We start from the raw sequence: 22676 nt of genomic DNA on the forward strand, positions 1-22676 counted from the left end.
GTGGGTTCAAGCCTGTGGGGCGCGAATCAGCGGTCGGTCAGCGTGGATCGGTCAGCGCGGGTCGTCGCGCGTCGTGGGGCGGGCGGAAGCTCGGAAGAGGGTCGGATGGAACGCGAACCGGAGCGGGAGCGGGAGCCCGCGCGGGAACAGGTCCTGTTCGGTGTGCTCGGCCCCGTGACCGCCGAGGACCTGCACGGCCCGATCGCTCTCAAGGGGCCGCGCCACCGTGCCGTACTGGCCCGCCTGATCGTCGCCCGCCGCCGTGTCGTCCCCGTCGCCCGGCTGGTCTCCGACCTGTGGCCGGACTCACCGCCGTCCGGCGCGGTCGGCTCCGTACAGACCTTCGTCGCCGCGCTCCGCCGCGCCCTAGAACCGGACCGTCCGCCCCGTACCCCCGCCCGGCTGCTCGTCACCGACGGCCCCGGCTACGCGCTGCGCGCCGGGCCTGACGCCGTCGACGCCTGGCGGTTCGAGACGGCGGTCGGCGAGGCGGCGAAGCTGCCGCCCGCGCGGGCGCTGCGGCGGCTGGACGAGGCGCTGGGGCTGTGGCGGGGGCCCGCGTACGCCGACTTCGCGCGGGAGGAGTGGGTACGGGGCGAACGCGCCCGCCTGGCCGAGCTGCGGCTCCGGTCGGTCGAGCGCGGGGCCGAGGCGCGGCTGGCCCTCGGCCTCGCCGCCGAGGCAGTCCCCGATCTGGACGCGCATCTGGCCGACCACCCCTGGCGCGAGGACGCGTGGCGGCTGCTGGCGCTGGCGCTGTACCGGGCGGGCAGGCAGGGGGACGCGCTCGCCGTCCTACGGAGGGCGCGTTCGACGCTGGTGGAACAGCTCGGGCTGGACCCGGGGCCTGGGCTGCGCAGACTGGAGGCGGACATCCTCGCGCAGGACGCGGCGCTCAACGCCGTTCCGGATCAGGCGAGTTGGGGACCCCTGGCTGGTCCCGGCAGTCCCACCAGCCCTGCAAGCCCCGCCGACCCCGCAGGCCCCAGCGAAACGGCGGCGCGCCTGTGGACGCGGGCCGCCGCCGCGTACGACCGCACGGTCGCGGCCGGCGCCCGCGCCCGCCTGGAGACGACGGTGGGCCTGCTCCGCGACCTCGCGGTGACCGGCGGTGGCGGTCTGACGGCCGCCCGCGAACACCGGCTGGCGGCCGTCACCGCCGCCGAGGAGTTCGGCGACCCGGAACTGACCGGCAGGGTGATCGGTGCGTTCGACGTCCCCGCGATCTGGACGCGCGGGGACGACCCGGAACTCGCCCGGCGGATCGTCGCCGCCGCCGAACGCACCCTGGCCGCGCTGCCGCCGCCCGACGAACACGGCACCTACGACGCCGTGCGCTGCCGACTGCTCGCCACCGTCGCCGTGGAGATGCGCGGTTCGCACTCCTCGCGCGGCCCCCAGGCAGCGGCCCAGGCCGAGGCGATCGCCCGCCGGCTCGACGATCCGGCGCTGCTGGCCTTCGCGTTGAACGGCACGTTCATGCAGTCCTTCACCCGCGCCGGCCTCGCACCGCGCCGTGCGGAGACCGGCACGGAACTGGTCGCGCTGGGCGCCCGGCACGGCCTGGTGACCTTTGAGGTGCTCGGCCATCTGATCCTCCTCCAAGCACGCTGCGCGCTGGGCGACTTCGCGGCGGCCGACACCCATGCCATCGCCGCGGACCGTCTGGCGGCGCTCCACGAACTCCCGCTGGTGGGCGTCTTCACCCGGTGGTACGGCGCGCTGCGTCTGTCCGCGTCCGGCGACATCGCCGAGGCGAGGTCGGCGTACGAGAGTGCCGCCACCGATCTGCTGCCGGACTCCGGCATGCCGGGCCTGACCCACGGCCTTCTCCCGCTCGCGCTGCTGTCCTTGTCTTTCTCCGCCGACGGCCCTCGTCTTCCCCGGCCCGAGGCGCTCGACCCGCGGGCGGACTGGGGCCCGTACCGTCCCTGGATCACCCCGCTCGCGGCCCTGGCCACGGGCGACCACGCCACCGCCCGCACCGCCCTGCGCGAACTGCGCGAACTGCCGGAACCGCCCCGCGACTTGCTGTACGAGGCGTGCTGCTGCCTGGAGGCGACGGCGGCGCTGGCGCTCGGCGACCGGGCGGTACTCACCCGCGTACGCGACCGCCTGGCCCCGGCATCCGCGGAACTCGCGGGCGCGGGAAGCGGCTTGCTCACGCTCGGGCCGGTGAGCGACTACCTCGCGGCGATCGACGCGGCGCTACGGCGCTGAACGGGCGCCCGGCCCCCGCGCACGGGTGACATGGCAGGGGTCTGTCCCCCGTGCGAGCTACGTGCAAGTGCCCTCGGAGTGGTGACGAATCCGGACCGCAAGATCCGTAGCGTTCTTGGCATGCCGCAGGCGCTACGACCGCGGCCCTTATCGAGGAGTCGTCATGAATCTGGTCCGTCATCGCAGGACATCCACCGTGCTCGCGCTGTGCTGCGCCGTGGCCGGTGTGGGGCTTGTCGGCTGTGAGGAGTCCTCGGACGCGGATTCGAAGCCGTCCGCGAGCACCACGACCGCCACCGCCACCGCCACCGAACAGGCGGACAACGCGGGCGCGTTCATGGGGACCAAGAAGATCAAGTTCAACGGCCTGTCGGTGAACGTGTCCTGTTCGGGCAAGGCAGCCGAGGGCAGGCCGGTCGTCGTCCTTCTCCACGGGGGAGGCGATTCGGTGGAGAAGCTGGCCGGCTTCCAGAAGAGTCTGAGCGAGCGGGACCGGGTCTGTTCCTACGACCGGCTCGGTGCGGGTGCGAGCGACAAGCCCGGCGGGCCGCAGACCATCGAAAGCACGGGGAAGGTCCTCACCGCGGTGATCGACGAGGTCACCGGTGACGCCCCGGTCGTCCTGGCCGGGCACTCGCTGGGCGGGCTGATCGCCGCCAGGTACGCCCCGGACCACCAGGACAGGGTCAAGGGGCTGGTCATGATGGACGCCACCTCACCGACCCAGACCGCCGACCTCACCGACGGGATCCCCGAGTCCGCCACGGGCATGGCGGCCGACCTGCGTGAGCAGACCCTGGCCGTCCTTGAGGGGAAGAGCCCGGAGATGCTCGCGACCCCCGACGGGGAGGTCCGTTCCGCCGGGGACATCCCGGTCGAGGTGATCCAGCACGGGAAGAAGTATCTTGCGGCCGTTCCCGAGTACGGGCCGGCCCTGGAAGCTTCCTGGGCCAAGGGCCAGGAGAAGTGGCTCGCGGTCTCCACCAAGAGCAAGCTGAGCACCGCCGAGAACAGCGAGCACTACATATACGTCGACGAGCCCGAGGTCGCCGCCAAGGCGATACGGAGCGTCGTCTCCCGCGCCGGGGCCGGCTCGCAGGCCGCGAACTGATGCCGCCCGCCGCCCACATGGCGCCCGTCAGGTCACCAGGCCGTGGCGGTAGGCGTAGACGACGGCCTGGACACGGTCGCGGAGCTGGAGTTTGGTGAGGATGCGCGACACGAAGGTCTTGACGGTCTCGGGGCTGATCAGCAGGGTCGCGGCGATCTCGCTGTTGGAGAGACCGTCCGCGATGAGACGAAGGACCTCCAGCTCGCGCGGAGTCACCGGGATGTCCCGCGGGGTGTCGTCGGCGGGCCGGATCCTGGCGGCGTACCGGCCCACGACCTGTCGCGTCACCTCGGGGTCGAGCAGCGCCGCGCCCGTGGCCACGGTCCGGATGCCGTGCAGCAGTTGGGCCGGGGGCGCGTCCTTGAGAAGGAAGCCGCTCGCCCCCGCGCGCAGCGCCTTGTACACGTACTCGTCGAGGTTGAAGGTGGTCACCACGAGCACCTTCACGGGCTTCGCCACCCCGGCACCGGCGAGCATGCCGGTGGCTGCGATGCCGTCGAGCACCGGCATCCGTACGTCCATCACGACGACGTCCGGGTGCAGCCGGCGCGCGAGGTCGACCGCGGCCTGCCCGTCGCCGCACTCGCCGACCACTTCCAGGTCGGGCTGCGCGTCGATGATCGTCACCAGACCGGTGCGGATCAGCATCTGGTCGTCGCAGACCAGGACCCGGATCGGCTCGGTCACGACGGGCTCCCCGCGGGTATCCGTGCCCGCACGACGAAACGGCCGCCGGTGTGCCGTCCGGCGCTGAAGTCGCCGCCCAGGACGTCGACCCGTTGCCGCAGACCGGCCAGGCCCTTCCCGCTCCCGCCGGGGGACGCCGACCGCGAGCCGGAACCGTCCGTGCTGACCTCCACGGTGATCTCCTTCTCACGGTGCCGTACCTGAACGGAAGTGCGGCTGCCGTGGGCGTACTTGAGGGCGTTCGTCAGGGCTTCCTGCACCACGCGGTAGGCCACGAGTCCGGCGCTGCTGGCAACCTCCGCGGGCGTGCCCTCCTCGGTGAACTCCACCGGCTGCCCGGCCCGGCGCGTGTGCTCCACGAGTGTGAGAAGCCTCCCGACGTGCGGCGTCGCGGGCTCGACGCCATGGTCGGGGTTGAGCAGGTCGAGCAACTGCCGCAGATCGGTGATGGCCCTTCGGCCGGTGTCGGTGACGGCGGTCAGGGTCTGGTCGAGACGCTCGGGCGCCGCGGTCAGATACCGCGCGGCCTCGGCCTGCACCACCATCGCCGTCACATGGTGGGTCACCACGTCGTGCAACTCGCGGGCGATACGGGTGCGTTCGGCGGCGAGGGTCTCCTCGGCGACACGACGGCGGCGCTCGGCCTCCGCGGCCCGGCCGGAACGCAGCCACACCCCGATGCCCCAGGCGAAAGCCAGCGCCAGATAGAAAGTCAGGTACTCGCCGGGCGACTCCCCCGTACCGAGCCGGGACAGCGCGACCGCCAGCGGCACGTACGCCGCGGAGAAGACGAGCGCGGTGGCACGCCGGTGCCGGTCGAGACGGGACCCCACGGTCAGCAGCGCGATGGGCAGCGCGGTGCCCGCGAGCGAGTGGTAGCCCCGGAGTTGGTCGAGAGCGAAGCCAACCGCCACCAGCGCGAGACAGGCGACCGGCCACCGCCACCGCACCGCGAGCGGTAGACACTGGAGTCCGACGGCCACGACGGCCAGCACATCGTAGGGCCGGTCCGGCACACCGCCGAGCAACGTCCCATGACTCTGGAACGCCGGTACGAACGAAGCGACGAGCAGCACCAGCGCCAGCGGGACGTACCAGACGCCGGGGCGAATCCGCCGCCACAGCTCCGGCGCTCGTCGAAGACCGATCACCGGGGCAGTCTAACGACGGGCTTCCTCTCGGCGCCGCGTCGGCTCAGAGGAACGGGGTGACGACATCGGCCGAGTTGGCGTGCCAGTTGGTGACCTGGGGCCGGTCGACATCGGCGGACTCCACCGTGAGCTGACCGGCGTTGTCGCCGTCGTCCGAGACGGAGACGATCAGGGTCTCGAACATCTTGCCCTCGTCGTTGTTGGTGCCCTTGGGGTTCACGCCGACGTAGGCGACGGTGGAGCCCTTCAGCTTGATGCTGTCGCCGGAGCCCTCCTCGGCGTTGGACGCCACGGTGTCAGGGTCGGACCCGAACATGACCTGCTCGGGCGCGCCTTGGAGGAGGCAGACGACGCCGGGCTTGGCCTTGGCGGTGACGAGGTAGTAGCCGCCGGCCTGGGACTCCAGCTTGAGCGAGAAGTCCAGGTCCCCGTTGTCGCAGGGCTTCGCGTAGTGGTCCTGCTTGGCACCGTCGACGTCGTTGTCCTTGCCGCCGTCTTCGTCGTAGTAGTCGTCCTTGGCCCCGTCGACGTCGTTGTCCTTGCCGGCGGAGCCGCTGTCCTCGTCGTAGTAGTCGTCCTTGGCACCGTCAACATCGTTGTCCTCAACGGTGGAGCCGGCGTTCGCCGCCCTGCCCGCCTTGCCGGTGGAGGACTCGCCACCGGAGTCACAGGCGGTGAGGGTCGCGGTGAGGGCCACCATGGCCGCGGCGGCCAGTGCGAAGCGAGCGGACCGGGTGGACCGGACGGCGAGGCGCGAACTCATGGGGATCTCCGGCGACTTGATGATTCCTGGGCTGTCCTGCTGACATCGCAAACACTAGGCCGGAGATCATCCACAAACGATCGCGCGAATGTCCGGGTTCCGTCTCACCGCTCGATCCCCGCGCGGTGGGCCGGGGGAAGGCGGGAGTGGTCCCGTCAGAGGTGCGAGGCGACGGCGGGCATCAGGTCCTGGAAGGTACGGCCGTCGGCGGGGGCGCCGATGGCTGTCATCTGCCAACCGGTGCCGGAGCGCCGCACCTTGGCCATGATCTGCGCGGTGTGGCGTCCGCCTCCGGTCAGGGTGTAGCGCGCCAGTTCCTGTCCGGTGGTCTCGTCGACCAGACGGCAGAAGGCGTTGTCGACCTCTTCGAAAGTCTGGCCCGTGAACGAGTTGACGGTGAAGACGATCTGGTCGACGTGTACGGGAACGCGTTGCAGGTCCACGACGATCGACTCGTCGTCCCCGCCCTGTCCCGCGCCGCCCACCCGGTTGTCGCCGGTGTGCCGCACCGATCCGTCGTCGCTGTTCAGGTGCTGGAAGAAGACCACGTCCTGCGCGTCCTTCCCGGCGAAGAGGACCGCCGAGGCGTCCAGGTCGATCTCGCGGGCGGTCATGCGGGCGAAGAAGCCCTTGCGGGGCGCGGACTTCCAGCCGAGTCCCATCCGTACGACGGTGAGTTCACCGCCGCCGGACTTGGTGAGGCTGATCTGCTGGCCCTTGGAAAGATTGACGGTCATGGTTCGTTCCGTTCTCGGCGGGGGACGGAGGCCGGTCGATGACGTGCGGGTACGGAAGGCGTGCGGGTACGGAAAACCTACGCGTGCGGAGGCCGACAGCGCTCGGAGGCCGACAACCCTCAGAGGTTGACGCCGAAGTCCTTGACGATTCCGCTCAAGCCGGAGGCGTAGCCCTGCCCGACCGCGCGGAACTTCCACTCGGCGCCGTGCCGGTACAACTCGCCGAAGACCATCGCGGTCTCGGTGGACGCGTCTTCGGTGAGGTCGTAGCGCGCTATCTCGACGCCGCCCGCCTGGTTGACGACGCGGATGTACGCGTTGCGTACCTGCCCGAAGTTCTGGCCGCGGGTGTCGGCGTCGTGGATCGAGACGGGAAAGACGATCTTCGCGACGCCCGCCGGTACGGCGGCGAGGTCGACCTTCACGGTCTCGTCGTCGCCATCGCCCTCGCCGGTGAGGTTGTCGCCGGTGTGCTCGACGGAGCCGTCCGGGCTCCTGAGGTTGTTGTAGAAGACGAAGTGCTCGTCCGAGAGCACCTTGCCCGCCTGGTCGCAGAGCAGCGCGCTCGCGTCCAGGTCGTGGTCGGCCCCGGTGGTGGTCCGGACGTCCCACCCGAGGCCGACAAGGACCGCGGTCAGGCCGGGGGCCTCCTTGCTCAGCGAGACATTTCCGCCCTTGCCGAGGCTCACACCCATCGCGTTTCCCGCTCCCCACTCGTCGTGTCCCGGACGGCGACCGTCCGGCGGCTCTGTGCCCGTCCCTGAAATCTACAACACTGTAGAGATGGGATGGTGCGGGATCCGCCTCGATCGGCGAGAGTGGACGGCCGGGCTCGGGTCTGTCGTTTGGATTCCAACGACAGACCCCAGGGAAGGGGATCACGTCGTGGCCGGAGAGCGGGACGATCAGGGGCAGGCGCCGCGCGCCCGGAGGCGGGGGCAGGGGGAGCTCGAAGCGCTGGTGCTGTCGGCGCTGGGGGATGCCACGGCGCCGGTGCCCGTCGGCTGGGTTCAGCGGCGGCTCGGGGAGGACCTCTCGTACAGCACGGTCATCACGATCCTGACCCGGCTGCACGAGAAGCAGGCGGTGACCCGCACCGGCCCCGGGCGGCCCGTCCTGTGGCAGTCGGTCGCGGTCGACGAGGCCGATCTCACCGCACTGAGCATGCGCCGGCTGCTCGACCGGCAGGACAACCGCGACGCGGTCCTGTCCAGCTTCGTCTCGGCGCTGTCCTCCGACGACGAGGCCCTGCTGAGGTCCCTGCTGAACGACGCCGGATCCGGGTCAGCCGCCGGGCCGACGGCCGAACCGGACGAATGATCCATGGGCGTCTTCGTCTTTCTTCCTCTGGTGCTTCCGCTGACCGCGCTGCCCATCGCGCGCCTGGCCGAGCGGCATCTGCACCCGCGCCGCGCGGCCCGGCTGCTGACGACCGTCGCGGTGATCCTCGCGTCATGCAGCACGCTGTGCCTGGGACTGCTGGTGGTCGTTGGCACCGCTCAGCTGCCCGGTAATCCGCTGCCCGACGGCTGGTCGGACCCGGAAGTACGGGAGGCCGTGCCGCACGACCAGTTCTTCGGCAAGGCCGCCATCGTCGCACTGCTGGTGGTGGCGACAGCGTGCGCGTGCGCCGTGGTGCGGCATCACCGTTTCCGCGTCCTCGCGCATCGCGCGCTCGACTCCTCGCCGACCCGGTCCGAGTCCGAGGTCGCGGTCCTGCGTGACGCGGCCCCGTACGCCTACGCGCTGCCCGGCACTCCGGGCCGGATCGTCGTGTCCACCGGCATGCTGGCGTGCCTCGACCCTGCGGAGCGCGAGGCCCTGTTCGCGCACGAGCGCGCGCATCTCGCCGCCCGCCATCACCGCCTGCTGCTCGCGGTACGGCTGGCGGGCCGCGCGAATCCCCTGCTGCGCCCGCTGATGTCCGCCCTCACCTACAGCACCGAACGCTGGGCGGACGAGGAAGCCGCCCGTGTCACGGGCGACCGGCGCACGACCGCACGCGCCGTGGGCAAGGCGGCGCTCGTCTCCCGCCGCTCCTCCGCGGCACCCGCGCCGCCGCTGCCGGCGTTCGCCGCCGGACCCGTCCCGCGCAGGGTGGCGGCGTTGCTGGTCCCGGTGCCCCCGGACCGGCGCTGGCCGCCCGCGCTCACCCCGGCCGGCCTCGCGGCGTACGTCGCCGCGGCGGGCACGGCCCTGTCGGCGCTGTCGGCCCTCAACGCCGCGATCGCGCTCTTCCTCGTACTGAAAGCGGCGACTCCGCTCTAGGCCCTGTCCGGCGGGCAGGACCTGGGGCGAGTCGGACTCCCGTGGACAAGGCCGACGGCGGGCCGACCTCTACAGCTATGTAGAGTTCCGTCGAGGTGCGGTTCGGTCCGGCGGTCGGGCGGGCCGGGGCCGGACGCGGAAGGATCGGCATGGGCGGGGAACGCAGGAAGCCGCGGGCACGCGGGGCGCGGGAAGCCGGCGGAGAGCAGGACGCGCGGCTCACCCGGCGCGGCAGGCTCCTCGTACGTGGCGGCGCGGTGCTGGCCGTCCTGCTGGTGGCCGCCGGCGGTGCGGGCCTCTGGGCCTATCGGAGCCTGGACGGGAACATCCACTCCGCCGACATCGACGGCAAGCTCGGCGGCGACCGGCCGGCCAACACCAGCCCGGGTTCGAAGAACATCCTCGTGGTCGGCTCGGACTCACGCGACGGCGACAACGGGAAGTACGGCAAGGGCCTGACCACCATGCAGTCGGACACCCTGATGGTCATGCACGTGTCGGCCGACCGGGAGTGGGCCACCGTGGTGTCCTTGCCCCGCGATTCCTGGGTCCGGATACCCGCCTGCGACCGTGGCGACGGCACCATGTCCGAGGCACACCGATTCAAGATCAACGAGGCGTTCGCGGTCGGCGGCACCGGCGGCGAGGTGGCCGGCGCCGCGGCCTGCACCATCAAGACCGTCGAGGAGAACACCGGCCTGCGCATCGACCACTTCATGTCGGTCGACTTCCAGGGGTTCAAGGGCATGGTGAACGCCCTGGGCGGCATAGAGGTCTGTCCCGAGACGGCGATCCACGACACGAAGGCGCATCTCGACCTGGCCGCGGGGTGCCAGACGGTCAAGGGCGAGAAGGCGCTCGGCTATGTCAGAACCCGCTACAGCGTGGGAGACGGATCCGACATCGGCCGCATAGGCCGTCAGCAGGAGTTCATGGAGGCCCTGGCGGCCAAGGCGCAGACGAAGCTGACCAGTCCGACGGCCCTGTACGGCTTCCTCGACTCGGCGACCGAGTCGCTCACCACGGACAAGGCACTGGCCGGCATCAAGCCACTCACGGCGCTCGCCTCCGAACTCAGAGGGATCCCGGGCGACCGGCTGACCTTCCTGACCGTACCCAACTACCCGCGCGAGGCCGACGTGCCCACCGACAAGGCGAACGTCGTCTGGCAGTACCCGCAGGCCGCCGACCTGTTCGCCGCCCTGGCCGAGGACCGGGAAGTGGACAAGAAGTCGGTCGAGGCGGCGAGCGAGAACCCGCTCTACGCGGCGGCGGTCCGGGTCCGCGTACTCAACGGAACGGGCAGGGCGGGCGAGGCGGCGAAGACCGCGGAGCTCCTGGGCGCGGCCGGCTTCACCGTCGTGGGGACCGGCAACGCGCCCGAGGACACCGACGACACGTCCGTCAGGTTTCCCGGCGGGCTGGAGCGGCAGGCGCGGGCGCTCGCCTCCCGGCTGCCCGGTACGACGGCCGCCGGGGACACGGACGCCACCCCCGGTGAAGTGACCCTGACCGTCGGCAGCGACTTCGACGGTGTCCGCTGAACACGACCGCGCCCGTTTCGACTCCATCCGATTACGTCCGACTCCAGGTCGGCCGACCGACCCGACAGAGAGCTGTGGTCCGCCATGGATGAACCTCCCGGCGCAGGCGCCCCCGCCCCGGCCCCGCCGAGCCGCGGGACGGAGGTGCCGCGATGAGTGCCGTACTCCTGCTGCTGCTCGCCCTGGCACTGACCCTCGCGTGCGCCGTCTTCGTGGCCGCCGAATTCGCCCTGACGACCGTCGAACGCGACGAGTTGGAGCGTGCCGCCGAGGCCGGGGAGCGCGGTGCCGGCAGCGCCCTGAAGGCCGCGAAGCGGCTGACCTTCCAGCTCTCCGGCGCCCAACTGGGCATCACCGTCACCTCGTTGGTCATCGGCATGCTGGCGGAGCCGTCCCTGTCCGTGCTGCTGCGCGGCCCGCTGGAGGCCACCGGCCTGCCGTCGGGCGGGGTTTCGACCACCGCCACCCTGCTCGGCGTCGCGGTGTCCACCGTGGTGCTCATGGTGATCGGCGAGCTCGTGCCGAAGAACTGGGCGATCTCCAGTCCGCTCGCCGTCGCGAAGGTGGTGGCGGCCCCTCAGCGGGGTTTCACCGCCTGCTTCGCCCCGCTGATCCGGCACCTGAACAACACCGCGAACCGTCTCGTACGCCGGATCGGCCTGGAGCCCGCCGAGGAGCTGGCGTCGGCCCGTACGCCGGAGGAACTCGTCGCCCTCGTACGGCACTCCGCCCGTGAAGGCGCCATCGAGAAGGACTCCGCCGAGCTCTTCGTCCGCACGCTCCACCTGGGCGAGCTGACCGCCGAGAACGTCATGACCCCGCGCGTCGGCGTACGGGCCCTGGACGCCCACGCCACCGCCGCCGACGCCGCGAACCTGGCCCTGGCGACAGGACTGTCCCGGTTCCCCGTGCACCGCGGCAGCCTGGACGAGATCACCGGCACCGTACACATCCGTGACGTGCTGGCACTGGACGAGGAGGTACGGGGCGACACCCCGGTCACCGCGCTGGCGACCGAACCGCTGCGCGTCCCCGACACGCTGCCCGTGGACCGGCTGCTGCGCCGGCTGAGGCAGAGCCGCACCATGGCCGTCGTCGTCGACGAGTACGGCGGTACCGCGGGCATCGTCACGGTGGAGGACATCGTGGAGGAGGTCATCGGCGACGTACGCGACGAGCACGACCCGCGGGAGAGCCCCGGTCTGGTGGAGCGCGAGCCCGCCGCGGACGGCCGCGCCGTCTGGGAGGCGGACGGCGGTATCCGTCTGGACGAGCTCGAACGCATCGGGTTCGAGGCACCCGAGGGCTCCTACGAGACCCTCGCCGGGCTGATCGCCGACCGCCTGGCCCGTATCCCCACGCCCCAGGACCGGTTCGAGGTCCAGGGCTGGCAACTGGCCGTGCTCCACGTCGAACACCACCGTGCGGACCGCGTCCGCGTCACCGCCCCCGAGCCGACCCCGGCCGCACCAAACGACACGGAACCGTCATGACAGCCATTCAGCTGGCCATCGGAGCATTCACCCTTCTCACCAACGCCTTCTTCGTCGGGGCCGAGTTCGCCCTGATCTCCGTGCGGCGCAGCCAGATCGAGCCGGCCGCCCTCAAGGGCAACTCCCGTGCCAGGAGCACCCTGTGGGGGCTGGAGCATCTGTCGGCGGCCATGGCGACCGCCCAACTCGGCATCACCATCTCCTCCCTCGTGCTCGGCGCGGTCGCCGAGCCGGCCATCGCCCATCTCCTTGAGCCGCCGTTCGAGTCCATCGGTGTGCCCGCCGGACTGGTCCACCCGATCGCCTTCGTGATCGCGCTGACCCTGGCCACCTATCTGCACATGCTGATCGGCGAGATGATCCCCAAGAACATCGCGCTCGCCGCCCCGGCACGCACCGCGCTGATCCTGGCTCCGTCACTGGTCGCCCTGACCCGCGCCCTGCGGCCGGTCATCTTCGGTATCAACGCCTTCGCCAACGTGCTGCTGCGGCTGATGAAGGTCGAGCCGAAGGACGAGGTCGCCTCGGTCTTCACCGACGACGAGCTCGTACGGATGGTGGAGGGCTCCAGTGACGCCGGCCTCATCGATCCGGCCGACGGGGAGCGGCTGCGCGACGCCCTGGAGCTGGGCACCCGGCCCGTCGGCGAGGTGATGGTGCCACTCGCCGGAACGGTCACGGTCGACCACGACGTCACACCGCGCCAACTGGAACGCGCCGCGGCCACCTCGGGATTCTCCCGCCTCCCGGTCACCGGGCCGAAGGGCGAGGTGCGGGGATATCTGCACATCAAGGACACCCTCGGAGTGGCGGAACGCGACCGGCCCCTGTCCAGGACCGCCCTGCGCCCGGTGGTCCGCGTCGAGATCGGCACACCGCTCGACGATGCCATGACCGCGATGCGATCCGCCGGGACCCATCTGGCGGCCGTGAGCGGGGACAAGGGCACCGTCCTCGGCTTCGTCACCATGGAAGACCTGCTGGAAGAACTCGTCGGCCCCGCGACGGGCACCACCGAGTGATGTCCGAACGGTCCCCCGCCTTACGCCGGGCCGTGGCGGTCCGTACGCGCCGTATCACCGAATCGGCGCCGTTCACCGCCGCGGTCTTCGGCCTCATCCTCGGCAACGCCGTACTGCTGGGAGCCGAGACCTACACCGGCGCCGTCGACCAGTGGCACGACCTGCTGAAGACGGCCGAACACGTCTTCCTCGCCGCTTTCACGACCGAGATCCTGCTGCGCGCCGCGGCCTGTGCCGACCGCCCCAAGGAGTTCTTCCGCGATCCGTGGAACGTCTTCGATCTCGCGGTGGTCGGACTGGCGTTCATGCCCTTCGCGCGCGAGAACGCGACCGTGCTGAGGCTCCTGCGGCTGGCCCGCGTCGTACGGGCGGCCCGGTTCCTGCCACAGCTGCGCATCGTCATCGTGGCCGTCGGCAAGAGCCTGCCGGGAACGGTGAGTTTCGTACTCGTCGGCGCGCTGCTCCTGTATGTCTACGCGATGACCGGCTGGGTCTTCTTCGCGGCCGAAGACCCGGAGCACTACGGCTCCCTGGGCCGCGCGGCCCTCACCCTGTTCCTCCTCATCACCCTCGACGGCCTCGGCGACGCGGTACGGGCGGGCCTGGCGATCTCCCGCTGGACGATCGTCTACTTCGCTTCCTTCGTCCTCCTCGGCTCGTTCCTCCTCGTGAACCTGCTCATCGGAGTCGTCATCAACTCCCTCCAGGAAGCACGGGAGATGGAGATGGAGGCGGAGACCGCCGCGGAACCACGCCGGCGACACGAGCTCCGGGCCCAACTCGCCGCCGCGAGACAGGCCCTGGACACGATCGAGGCGGAACTCGCCCACACCGAAGCCGGCGAGGACCGCCGGAACCCGCCGCCCCGCCCGCCCACACCCGACCCCACAGATACCGAGGCGCCCCGCCCGGAGGAACCCGGGCGGGGCGCTTGGTTGTCGGGGTAGGCCGGGTGGGACGAGCGCGGTCGGCGCTGCCCTCCTCCGGAGGAGCAATCAGTTCCCCTCGTCGCGGGCCCCGCCGGCGAGGCGTGTGTTCGCGTCCGCCAGTGCTATCGCCAGCGGTGTCTTCCCTTCTCGCCCGGCCCGGTCGAGGACAGCCGCGAGCCGGTCACCGATGCGCTGTACATCGGCCAGAGCTGTCTTGGGGGAGATGCCGTCCAGAGACACTTCGACGCCGTAGACGACACCGCCCGCGTTGACGATGAAGTCGGGTGCCCACAGGATGTTCCGGTCGGCGAGGGTCTGGGCGACCGTGTCGTCTGCGAGCTGGTTGTTGGCGGGCCCGACGATCGCCGCGCATCGCAGCTGAGGCACGGTGTCCTGGGTGAAGATTCCGCCGAGGGCCGCAGGTACGAGGAGATCGGTCTCGGTGAACAGGGCTTCCTCCGGCTCGGCCCAGTCGGCGTCGAGCCCGGCGGCGATCTGCCGCTTCGCCGGGTTGATGTCGGACAGGGTGAGCACGGCTCCGGCGTCGGCGAGGCGGCGTGCCAGGCGCTGCCCCACCTGTCCGAGCCCGACCACGCAGACGCGGCGGCCGGTGAGGTCGGTGGTCCCGAAGACGTGGTGCGCGACGGCTTCGATCGCGGAGTACACACCGACAGCGGTCGGCTCCGCCGGTTCTCCGATCCCGCCTGCGCTGGTGGGCAGGCAGTCCGCCCAGCGGGTCCGTTCGCGGACGATGAGCATGTCCTCGGCGCGCATTCCCACGTCCTCGCCGACGATGAAGGTTCCCTCGAAGCTGTCGACGAGATCACCGAGGTCCCTGAGTACCGCTTCGCGGCGGTCGGCCGACAGTTCGGTCCCCGGGGGGGGTGCGATGACCGCCTTCGCGCCGCCGTACGCCAGACCGGCGGCCGCGTTCTTGAGGGACATGGCCGCCGACAGCCGCAGAGCGTCGGTGAAGGCGTCACGCCAGTCGGGGTAGGTCCACAGGCGCGCGCCGCCGACTGCTGTTCCCAGGGTCGTCGAGTGCACCGCCGCGATGAGGGGAAGGCTGGAGCGTCTGCCGTGGTGGAGCACGACCCGCTCGTGGTCGAACGCTAGGTCTGTTGCGGAGGATTGCATGATGTCCCTTCGAGAACGGGTACGTACCGCGGCCTGTTCATTCCGCCGGTGCTTCCCTGTGCAGCACTCGCGTGGCGGTGTGTATCCGGCGAGGGGTGCGGCCGACCATGTCGAAGAAGCAGAGCTCGGTGCGCACATGGCCGAACTCGAACCAGAACGCGTCGCCCTCCTGGTGGTGCAGCGCGGCGGCGGGGCCGCCCAGCGGATTCGAGACGGTCAGCGTTTCCCCGTCGGTCCGGATGTCGAACGCGAGGTTCGGCGACACGTACCGCCCGGCGTATCGCTGGGGATCGCTGGGTCCTGGCCCGGCGATCGGCGCCGGTTCGGGCGTGCCGAGCATGGCGTGCACCACTGCGCGGCCGGCTGACTCACCTTGCGGATAGTTGGTCAGCACAGCGGCGGCGCGCTCGTTGCCGGGCTCGGCGAACACCAGCACCGAGGTACCCCCCATGTGTTCCACGGCCCGCTGTCCCGCCCGGGACAGGGCCCAGCCCAGCCCCCAGCCGGAGAACCGCAGAGCCCGTCCGGGCAGGGTGATCTGGCAACTGCGCATCTCGGCGGCGAGTGCGACGGGAAGCAGTTCCTTCCCCTCGGCGGTGCGGCCGGTGGCGCACGCGAGGGCAAGGCGGGCGGCGTCGCGGGCGGTGCCGTGCAGAGTTGACCCCGCGGCCTCGTACAGTGCCCCGACCCGGGGCCACATCTCCCCGGGCTGGAGACCGCCCCGGCCGTCCGGCACCAGATCGGTGACGGATGCCGGGCCCGGTCCTGCGGTCACTCCGGTGGCGCCCGTGGGGGTGAGGATCCGGTCCCGCAGGCACTGTCGCCACGACGCTCCGGTCACCTGCTCGATGAGCCGCCCCAGCACCACGTAACCGGAATTGCTGTACGAGTGCGTCTCGCCGGGCAAGCCGGTTGCCCCAAAGCCGCGCACCGTCGTCAGCAGTTCGTCGAAGCCGCCGGACGGCTGCCACACATCGGCGAGCCCGCCGGAGTGACACAGCAGGCTGCGCACGGTGATCCCATCCGCATGCGGGCCCAGGGCGGCGGCCTCCGGCAGATACCTGACCACGGGATCGTCGAACGACAGGGAACCGGCCGCCACGAGTTGACCGACCATCGTCGCGGTGAACACCTTGGTCACGGAGGCGAGGGCGAAAGTCGGGGCGGTGCCGACAGGGCCGGCGGTCGCCTCACTCGTGTGACCATCCTCGATCACGCACGCCGCGGCCGCCGCCTGCGGGGGACAGATGTCCCGGAGTACCTCGGTAAGTGCCGTGGAAGGCACAGTCATTCTCCTCATCGGGGGGAAGCCGATTCGATGCCGGGCGCGGTCGATATCCCTGACGAAGCACGGTTCACCGCGCGTCCTGTTCGGCCATCGTCGCGAGTGCCTCGCACGCGCGACGGAGGAACGTCCGCTCGGGACGCTGGTCGGTCATCGCGTACTGGAACGCGATCCCGGAGAGCAGGGCGCGGAGCGCGTCCGCCACCGCGCGGGCTTCGACTTCGCTGGTGAGCGGGCCCGGCGCGGCCTGGTGGACGAGCCGCCCCGTCAGCAGAGCCGAGAGGCCGTCGAGTTCGTCACGTTTGAGCTCTCCCAGCCGCGCCTTGAGCTTCGGGTCGTGGACCGCGGCCAGCGCGATGTTGAGCTCGAACGACCAGCGTGCGGCGCTCTCACCGGCGTAGGCGGCGAGCCAGGCGTCGGCGATTCCCCTGAGTACGGCCCGCAGGCTCAACGTGGGGTCGGCGACCGCGGCCAGTGCGCCCTGGTACCGGTGAAAGTCCTCGGCGAGGAGTTCGACCAGCAGTTTCTGCTTGCTCCCGAAAATGGAGTACACGGCGCCCGTGGTCAGTCCGGCCGCCTCCGCGATCGAACCCAGGGATACCTGTGTGCCGTCGGACGCGACGAGATCCCGGGCCGACGCGAGGAGGGCTCGCTTGTTCCGGTCACGCGTCTCGGTACGGGTGGTGGGCATGCGTACGAACTCCTTCAGCCGTCCGCGGAGCGGCCGTATCGCGGGTTGAGATTCGATAATAACGTTATTATCGTTCACTCGGTAGAGCGGGAAGCCACTCAGCGGCGCCGGTTCGGTACCCCGCCCCTGGACTCCATGGAGGAAAACGTGAGCACGCAGAGCCGGGTCCCGTCCCTGGATGCCAAGTACACCGCCGGGGACGGACGCGCCCTGATGTCCGGAGTCCAGGCGCTGGTGCGCCTGACCTTGGAGCAACGCAGGATCGACCGCGAACAGGACCTGGACACCCGGGTGTTCGTGTCCGGCTATCAGGGCTCCCCGCTGGGCGGGGTGGACCTGGAGATGGGGCGCGCGGGCCGAATCCTCGACGAGGCCGGTGTCGTCTTCCGACCGGGACTGAACGAAGAACTCGCTGCCACCGCGGTCGGTGGCACCCAGCGCCTCGGGCGGCTTCCGGGCGCACGCCACGAAGGTGTCACCGGGTTCTGGTACGGCAAGAATCCGGGACTGGACCGGGCCGCCGACGCGATCCGGCACGCGACCACGGCGGGCACCGCCGCGCTGGGCGGGGCGGTCGCCTGGATCGGGGACGACCCGGAATGCAAGTCCTCCACCCTCCCCAGCAGTTGCGAGGTGATGTGCCAGAGTCTCGGGCTGCCGCTGTTCGCGCCGGGCTCGGTGCGCGAGATCATCGATTACGGACTGCACGCCGTCGCCCTGTCCCGGGCGGCGGGACTGTGGACGGCGTTGAAGATCGTTACCGATGTCGCGAACTCCTCGGCCACGGTCGACCTCACCGGCCTCGGCCGCGGCATACCGGTGCCCGAACGCCGGGCCGTGAACGCCGCCCTGGCGCCGGTCATCCCGGTCGCGCTGGACGCCGAGGAGGATCTCCTGACCCGGCGCCTGGCCATCGCCCGCGCTTACGCGCGCGAACACGGCATCAACCGCGTCGTCGGCTCCGCCCGGCGGGCCCGGTTGGGAATCCTCGCCTCGGGAGCGTCCTTCGCGGTCGTACGCCGGGCCCTGAGCGACCTCGGCCTCGACGAGGCTCAGACCGAGCGTCTCGGCATCCGGCTCATTCAGCTCGGCATGCCCTTCCCCCTGGACGCCGACCACATGGCCGAACTCACCGACGGACTCGACGGGTTGCTGGTCGTGGAGGACAAGACCGACTTCCTCGAAGGCCATCTCAAGCAGACCCTCTACGGTCGGCAGGGCGCACCGTCGGTCGTCGGGCGCCATGACGCCGATGGAGAGACGCTGCTGCCGGTCCGCGGCACGCTGAAAGCCGACGACGTCACCCGGGCACTCGTCGGACTGATCGGCGCCGAACGGCTGCCACACGCGCCGGCTGCGCTCGCACCGAAGCCACGACCGGCCGGACCGCGGATGCTGCCGCTCATCGCCGAGCGCACACCGTTCTTCTGCTCCGGCTGCCCCCACAACCGCTCCACCAAGAGCGGTCCGGACACACTGGTCGGGGTCGGCATCGGCTGCCATGCCATGGTCGCGCTCGACGACAGCGGCTCCCGCGGCCAGCAGATCGGCCTCACCCAGATGGGAGGCGAAGGAGCACAGTGGCTCGGCCTCGCCCCCTTCACCGACGACCGGCACTTCGTGCAGAACCTAGGCGACGGCACCTTCCACCACTCCGGGTCACTCGCCGTCCGCGCCACCGTCGCGGCCGGGGCCACCATGACGTACAAGCTCCTCTACAACCAGGCCGTCGCGATGACCGGCGGGCAGAACGTCGAAGGCTGCCTCGACGTCCCCGACCTCACCCGGCTCCTGGCACTTGAGGGAGTCCGGCGCATCGTGATCACCACGGCCGAACCGCACACCTACCGCGGGGTCCGTCTCGACCCGCGCGCCAGTGTCCGCCACCGCGATGAACTCGCCCAGGTGGAAGCCGAGTTGGCCGAGGTGGAAGGCGTGACGGTACTGATCCACGACGACCGCTGCGCGGCCGAGGAACGCCGCATGCGCAAACGCGGCCTGCTCCCCACGCTGACCGCCAAGGTCGTTGTCAACGAACGGGTCTGCGAAGGCTGCGGTGACTGCGGTGAACAGTCGACGTGCCTGTCGGTACTGCCCGTGGAGACAGAGTTCGGCAGCAAGACCCGGATCCACCAGCCGTCCTGCAACTCCGACCTGAGCTGCCTCAAAGGCGACTGCCCCTCCTTCCTCCTGGTGGAACCGGGCCGGCCGGCCGTCAAGCCCGCTCCCGTGAGATTGCCGGAGCCCCCCGGCCCGCTGCCCGAACCACAGGACCGCGTCACCAGCGACGAGGTCGTGCTGCGCATGCCCGGCATCGGCGGCACCGGTGTCGTCACCGTCTCGCAGATCCTGCAGATGGCCGCCCTCCTCGACGGGCTGCACGCGGCGGGTCTCGACCAGACGGGCCTGGCCCAGAAGGGAGGTCCCGTCGTCAGCGACGTACGGATCGGGAAGAGTCCCGTCACCGGAAGCGTCCGTGCCCCGCACGGCGGAGTCGACGTACTCATCGGCTTCGACCTGCTCGGTGCGGCGGCCGACGCGAACCTGGCGACCTGCTCCCCCGAGCGCACCGTCGCCGTCGTCAACACCGCCGTCGTCCCCACCGCCGCCATGATCACCCGACAGGTCGCCGTACCTGGCGGCCCGGAGCACGCCCTGGCCAAGATCGCTTCCGCGACCCGCGGCACACTCCCGCTGGCGCTGGACGCCCAGCGACTCGCCGAGCGGCTCTTCGGCGACCATATGCCCGCCAACATGCTGCTGCTCGGCGCGGCCTACCAGCACGGCTGCCTGCCGGTCGGCGCACAGGCACTGGAGCAGGCCATCGAACTCAACGGCGCCGCCGTGGCGAAGAACCTGGCCGCGTTCCGCTGGGGGCGCGCCGTCGTGGCCGACCCCGGGACCGTACGGCGGGCAACCGCCCCACCCCAGTCTGAGGCGACACCCCTCAGCGCCACCCTGGAAGATGTGGTCGCCCGCCGCCTCGACGACCTGGCCGGGTATCAGAACAGGGCCTACGCCGAGCGTTACCGCCAGGCGGTGGAGACCGTCACCACTCTCGCCACCGAACGCGCGGGGCAGCCGCAAGGCCGTCGTATCGCCCAGGCGTTCGCCGCGTCGCTGCACCAACTGATGGCGTACAAAGACGAGTACGAGGTGGCACGTCTGCATCTGGACCCCGCCGAACAGACCCGTATCCGCGCCGAGTTCGGATCCCTGGCCCGGGTCTCGGTCCTGCTCCACCCGCCCGTCCTGCGCGCGCTGGGCATGAACCGCAAACTGCGGCTGCGCCGGACCGCCGGGCCGACGTTCCGAGTTCTGCGGGCCGCGCGCCGCCTGCGTGGCACCCCGATCGATCCCTTCGCCCGCACCGAGATGCGCCGCGCGGAGAGGGCCCTGATCACGCAGTACCAACAACATGTGCGCCAGGCCTTGGAACAGCTCACTCCGGACAACGCCGACGCGGTCGCTCAACTGGCGGAACTTCCCCGGGCAATCCGCGGATACGAGGGCATCAAAGCGGCCCGGATCGAGGAATACCTCGCACAGGCACCACGCGCCCTTGAGGCTCTGCACAGTGGGACGCCGGCGAGGTGACGCCCGAGAACGCGGCGCCCGACGGAGTGCGGCGGATCGAGGAGGGGGTGCGGACCGACCTTTCCGACGCACTCACCTACGGCCGCTACCTGGATCTGGACCGGCTGCTGTCGGCACAGCATCCGCAGTCCTCTCCGGAGCACCACGACGAGCTGCTGTTCATCGTGCAGCACCAGACGACCGAGCTGTGGTTCAAGCTCGTTCTCCACGAGCTGCGCGCTGCCCGCGAGCACCTGGACAACGACCACGTCGAGCCGGCCCTGAAGTGCCTGGCCCGCGTCAAGAGCATTCAACGCACGCTGACCGAGCGGTGGTCGGTCCTCGCGACGCTCACCCCCCGTGAGTACGCGCAGTTCCGCGACTCCCTGGCCAGCTCTTCAGGCTTCCAGTCCTACCAGTACCGAGCCGTGGAGTTCATCCTCGGCAACAAGAACCGGTCCATGCTCGCGGTCTTCGAAAGCGAGCCGGCCGCTCACACCCTCCTGACCGACGTGCTGGAGCAACCGACGCTCTACGACGCCTTCCTGCGCATGCTGGCCCGCCAGGGATATCCGATCCCCGCGGAGGTCGTCGGGCGTGACGTCACCGTGCCGTGGACACCACAGCCCGCACTGGTCCCCGTCTTCCGCGACATCTACGAGTCCGACTCCACGCCCTGGCACGTCTACGAGGCATGCGAAGACCTCGTCGACCTTGAGGACAACTTCCAGGCCTGGCGATTCCGGCACCTTCGTGTCGTGCAGCGCACGATCGGCATGAAGACCGGGACCGGAGGACCGAGCGGGGGCGACGCTTGTCAAGCTCGGCCGTCGCCGAAGCCTCCCCCGTCGTGACCGCGTCGGCCACAGTGGCCACCGCGGCCACTGCGGCCACACAGAGCGTCGCCGCGGTGAGGTTGAGCTGCTGAGCCGCCTTCCGCGCACTCGCTCCCCCCTCAAGCAGGCTTGAGAGCAGAGCCACCCGCAACCGGTCGGCGGCGTCGGCGCCGACCCGCGCGCGGAGCATCGTCAGGGCCACCACCTGCGCGGCCTCAGCCATCGCCTGCTCCTGACGCCGCGTGAGCGGGCCTTCCACAATGGCCCAGACCACCCCGAGGATCTGCTCACGCGCCCTGACACGCATCGCCACGCGAGGCATGGCCCCCGGCACGATCTCATCGACGAAGACCGGGGCCGGGGACTCGTAGACCTTACGGAAGAGACCGCGACGTCGTTGAACCTCAAGCTCCACGCCGGGAGTTCGCATACTGAGGATCGTGCTGCGCCGGCCCTCGTCGGTGCGCGACTGGTCGGCCGAGAACGCCAGCACCCGCGACGACGCGTCCTCGATCGTGATGGGGGCCTTGAGCAGTACCGCCAGCGAGTTGGCGAGTTCGAACAGATCGTTGCCGGGGGCAGGACTCCCCAGCAGCAGCTCATCGGCCGACGCCGTGCTCAACGCCGCGTCGATCAAGGTCGCCACCCGCATCCAGGAAGCGCCGGGCACCAGACCGTACAAGGTGAGAGAGGTGCGCCCAACGACGTCGGCGATGAGATCGCCGCCCGTGTGCGGCTCCCTGATGACCAAAGCGGCGGCACCGGCATCATCCAGCACCTGGATGGCATCGGCGATGTCCTCGGGGTCGAGCAGCCCGACGCCGAGCACGATGGCCCCCGGGCTGATCCGCAGCGCCTCCCCCCGCTCGTGGAGCACGACCGACGTCACCACCCGCTCGGGGTGGTCCCGGCCCGCCTCCGTCGAGAGCAGCGTCGAGCCCAGACGGTCGAAGACGGTACCGAGGCTCACCCCCTGCCCTGGCTGGTCACTGCCCACTGTGCGAGCCCTTCCTGTCAGGCGGTGTGCGCGGACCTGAGAGGCGAAAGATCATCCGCTGGAAAGGGACGATTCGCGATGCCCGAGCGGCGATCGCCGCGATCTGGAACAAGCCGGGCACTGTTGAACTGCCCGTGATTGGCCAGTACACCCAGGTCATCAATCACTTCAAGCAACTGGTCGAGAGGGCAAGGTATTACCAGCGTAAGCACCACTGCTGAGCCTTAGC

Annotated in this window: 19 protein-coding genes; 11 read left to right on the forward strand and 8 right to left on the reverse strand. The window is 70.7% G+C overall.

Annotated features, from left to right (window positions below; translation table 11 throughout):
- Positions 1-105 precede the first annotated feature (105 nt).
- Both ACFWV8_RS28255 and ACFWV8_RS28260 read left to right on the forward strand, forming a co-directional pair.
- A complete protein-coding gene (locus ACFWV8_RS28255) occupies positions 106-2220 on the forward strand; it encodes a BTAD domain-containing putative transcriptional regulator (RefSeq protein WP_384209635.1) in 2115 nt (704 codons plus the stop codon).
- 163 nt (positions 2221-2383) lie between these two features.
- Positions 2384-3331, forward strand: coding sequence for an alpha/beta fold hydrolase (locus tag ACFWV8_RS28260; RefSeq protein WP_384209638.1), 948 nt, complete (start codon positions 2384-2386; stop codon positions 3329-3331).
- Positions 3332-3358: 27 nt separating this feature from the next.
- Here ACFWV8_RS28260 and ACFWV8_RS28265 read toward each other — a convergent pair whose 3' ends face one another.
- The 5 genes from ACFWV8_RS28265 to ACFWV8_RS28285 form a co-directional block, all read right to left on the reverse strand.
- Complete coding sequence (locus ACFWV8_RS28265) at positions 3359-4018, reverse strand: response regulator (protein WP_384209641.1); 660 nt, start codon at positions 4016-4018, stop codon at positions 3359-3361.
- Complete coding sequence (locus ACFWV8_RS28270) at positions 4015-5169, reverse strand: sensor histidine kinase (RefSeq protein WP_384209644.1); 1155 nt, start codon at positions 5167-5169, stop codon at positions 4015-4017. The genes ACFWV8_RS28265 and ACFWV8_RS28270 overlap by 4 nt, the downstream gene beginning before the upstream one ends.
- Before the next feature lie 43 nt (positions 5170-5212).
- On the reverse strand, positions 5213-5932 hold the full coding sequence (locus ACFWV8_RS28275; protein WP_384209647.1) for a DUF4232 domain-containing protein: 720 nt from the start codon (positions 5930-5932) through the stop codon (positions 5213-5215).
- 155 nt (positions 5933-6087) lie between these two features.
- Positions 6088-6669 carry a TerD family protein gene (locus ACFWV8_RS28280; protein ID WP_384209650.1) on the reverse strand — a complete coding sequence of 194 codons (582 nt, stop codon included), beginning with the start codon at positions 6667-6669 and terminating at the stop codon, positions 6088-6090.
- 119 nt (positions 6670-6788) lie between these two features.
- The gene (locus tag ACFWV8_RS28285; RefSeq protein ID WP_384209653.1) at positions 6789-7364 is read right to left on the reverse strand and encodes a TerD family protein; all 576 of its coding nucleotides are present in this window, start codon (positions 7362-7364) and stop codon (positions 6789-6791) included.
- Between the two features lie 190 nt (positions 7365-7554).
- On the opposite strand from ACFWV8_RS28285, the gene ACFWV8_RS28290 reads away from it, so the two are divergent.
- From ACFWV8_RS28290 to ACFWV8_RS28315, 6 genes are all read left to right on the forward strand, one after another.
- Positions 7555-7989, forward strand: a complete 435-nt coding sequence (locus ACFWV8_RS28290; RefSeq protein ID WP_384209656.1) for a BlaI/MecI/CopY family transcriptional regulator — start codon at positions 7555-7557, stop codon at positions 7987-7989.
- 3 nt (positions 7990-7992) lie between these two features.
- The gene (locus ACFWV8_RS28295) at positions 7993-8937 is read left to right on the forward strand and encodes a M56 family metallopeptidase (RefSeq protein ID WP_384209659.1); all 945 of its coding nucleotides are present in this window, start codon (positions 7993-7995) and stop codon (positions 8935-8937) included.
- A gap of 149 nt (positions 8938-9086) precedes the next feature.
- Complete coding sequence (locus tag ACFWV8_RS28300; RefSeq protein WP_384209661.1) at positions 9087-10481, forward strand: LCP family protein; 1395 nt, start codon at positions 9087-9089, stop codon at positions 10479-10481.
- A gap of 152 nt (positions 10482-10633) precedes the next feature.
- Complete coding sequence (locus tag ACFWV8_RS28305) at positions 10634-11974, forward strand: hemolysin family protein (RefSeq protein WP_384209664.1); 1341 nt, start codon at positions 10634-10636, stop codon at positions 11972-11974.
- The gene (locus ACFWV8_RS28310; RefSeq protein ID WP_384209667.1) at positions 11971-12996 is read left to right on the forward strand and encodes a hemolysin family protein; all 1026 of its coding nucleotides are present in this window, start codon (positions 11971-11973) and stop codon (positions 12994-12996) included. The genes ACFWV8_RS28305 and ACFWV8_RS28310 overlap by 4 nt, the downstream gene beginning before the upstream one ends.
- On the forward strand, positions 12996-13943 hold the full coding sequence (locus ACFWV8_RS28315) for an ion transporter (protein ID WP_384209670.1): 948 nt from the start codon (positions 12996-12998) through the stop codon (positions 13941-13943). Before ACFWV8_RS28310 ends, ACFWV8_RS28315 begins: the two co-directional genes overlap by 1 nt.
- 48 nt (positions 13944-13991) lie before the next feature.
- Here ACFWV8_RS28315 and ACFWV8_RS28320 read toward each other — a convergent pair whose 3' ends face one another.
- From ACFWV8_RS28320 to ACFWV8_RS28330, 3 genes are all read right to left on the reverse strand, one after another.
- Complete coding sequence (locus tag ACFWV8_RS28320; protein WP_384209676.1) at positions 13992-15062, reverse strand: Glu/Leu/Phe/Val dehydrogenase family protein; 1071 nt, start codon at positions 15060-15062, stop codon at positions 13992-13994.
- A gap of 37 nt (positions 15063-15099) precedes the next feature.
- Positions 15100-16347 carry a serine hydrolase domain-containing protein gene (locus ACFWV8_RS28325; RefSeq protein WP_384209680.1) on the reverse strand — a complete coding sequence of 416 codons (1248 nt, stop codon included), beginning with the start codon at positions 16345-16347 and terminating at the stop codon, positions 15100-15102.
- 70 nt (positions 16348-16417) lie between these two features.
- Positions 16418-17038, reverse strand: a complete 621-nt coding sequence (locus tag ACFWV8_RS28330; protein ID WP_384209685.1) for a TetR family transcriptional regulator — start codon at positions 17036-17038, stop codon at positions 16418-16420.
- A gap of 147 nt (positions 17039-17185) precedes the next feature.
- On the opposite strand from ACFWV8_RS28330, the gene ACFWV8_RS28335 reads away from it, so the two are divergent.
- The 3 genes from ACFWV8_RS28335 to ACFWV8_RS28345 all read left to right on the forward strand — a co-directional run bounded on the left by ACFWV8_RS28335 (position 17186) and on the right by ACFWV8_RS28345 (position 22668).
- Positions 17186-20635: an indolepyruvate ferredoxin oxidoreductase family protein gene (locus tag ACFWV8_RS28335; RefSeq protein ID WP_384209691.1), complete on the forward strand. Its 3450-nt coding sequence runs from the start codon at positions 17186-17188 to the stop codon at positions 20633-20635.
- Complete coding sequence (locus ACFWV8_RS28340) at positions 20632-21468, forward strand: tryptophan 2,3-dioxygenase (RefSeq protein ID WP_384209694.1); 837 nt, start codon at positions 20632-20634, stop codon at positions 21466-21468. The genes ACFWV8_RS28335 and ACFWV8_RS28340 overlap by 4 nt, the downstream gene beginning before the upstream one ends.
- A 1005-nt stretch (positions 21469-22473) precedes the next feature.
- The gene (locus tag ACFWV8_RS28345) at positions 22474-22668 is read left to right on the forward strand and encodes a hypothetical protein (RefSeq protein ID WP_384209697.1); all 195 of its coding nucleotides are present in this window, start codon (positions 22474-22476) and stop codon (positions 22666-22668) included.
- The last annotated feature ends 8 nt before the right edge of the window (positions 22669-22676 follow it).

The organism is Streptomyces sp. NPDC058665 (genome assembly GCF_042714995.1).
In the GTDB taxonomy this organism is placed as follows: Bacteria; Actinomycetota; Actinomycetes; order Streptomycetales; family Streptomycetaceae; genus Streptomyces.

Excerpts from the sequence above, each read along its gene's own strand:
- ACFWV8_RS28255 (WP_384209635.1), top strand. The coding sequence starts at position 106 with ATGGAACGCGAACCGGAGCGGGAGCGGGAGCCCGCGCGGGAACAGGTC.
- ACFWV8_RS28260 (WP_384209638.1), top strand. The coding sequence starts at position 2,384 with ATGAATCTGGTCCGTCATCGCAGGACATCCACCGTGCTCGCGCTGTGC.
- ACFWV8_RS28275 (WP_384209647.1), bottom strand. The coding sequence starts at position 5,932 with ATGAGTTCGCGCCTCGCCGTCCGGTCCACCCGGTCCGCTCGCTTCGCA.
- ACFWV8_RS28280 (WP_384209650.1), bottom strand. The coding sequence starts at position 6,669 with ATGACCGTCAATCTTTCCAAGGGCCAGCAGATCAGCCTCACCAAGTCC.
- ACFWV8_RS28285 (WP_384209653.1), bottom strand. The coding sequence starts at position 7,364 with ATGGGTGTGAGCCTCGGCAAGGGCGGAAATGTCTCGCTGAGCAAGGAG.
- ACFWV8_RS28295 (WP_384209659.1), top strand. The coding sequence starts at position 7,993 with ATGGGCGTCTTCGTCTTTCTTCCTCTGGTGCTTCCGCTGACCGCGCTG.
- ACFWV8_RS28300 (WP_384209661.1), top strand. The coding sequence starts at position 9,087 with ATGGGCGGGGAACGCAGGAAGCCGCGGGCACGCGGGGCGCGGGAAGCC.
- ACFWV8_RS28305 (WP_384209664.1), top strand. The coding sequence starts at position 10,634 with ATGAGTGCCGTACTCCTGCTGCTGCTCGCCCTGGCACTGACCCTCGCG.
- ACFWV8_RS28310 (WP_384209667.1), top strand. The coding sequence starts at position 11,971 with ATGACAGCCATTCAGCTGGCCATCGGAGCATTCACCCTTCTCACCAAC.
- ACFWV8_RS28315 (WP_384209670.1), top strand. The coding sequence starts at position 12,996 with ATGTCCGAACGGTCCCCCGCCTTACGCCGGGCCGTGGCGGTCCGTACG.
- ACFWV8_RS28320 (WP_384209676.1), bottom strand. The coding sequence starts at position 15,062 with ATGCAATCCTCCGCAACAGACCTAGCGTTCGACCACGAGCGGGTCGTG.
- ACFWV8_RS28330 (WP_384209685.1), bottom strand. The coding sequence starts at position 17,038 with ATGCCCACCACCCGTACCGAGACGCGTGACCGGAACAAGCGAGCCCTC.